Genomic DNA, 255 nt, shown 5'->3' on the forward strand with positions numbered 1-255 from the left:
GAAATCCTCGCAGACTTAAAGCAAAATACGAAGAGTATTTAAAACATGAGTACGAAGTGTTTCTTCATAAAGGTGAAGGTCAAAAGAATGCACAGATCATAAAAGACGACATAGCAGATTTTATCCTAGCTAAATACTGTCTTCCGGTAAAAATGTCTATTCCTGAAGTATTACAAGCTTATGAAAATGAAGCCGAAAAACGTGATTGGAAAAGTTTGACGGAATCAGCACTTTACAATTGGCTTTACCAGCCGG

Annotated in this window: 1 pseudogene; it reads left to right on the forward strand. The window is 36.5% G+C overall.

Features of this window, described 5'->3' with window-relative positions:
• Positions 1 to 255: pseudogene (locus KHA90_RS25265) on the forward strand (hypothetical protein); the annotation flags it as partial.

The organism is Flavobacterium psychroterrae, from assembly GCF_018380615.1.
Lineage (GTDB): Bacteria > Bacteroidota > Bacteroidia > Flavobacteriales > Flavobacteriaceae > Flavobacterium > Flavobacterium psychroterrae.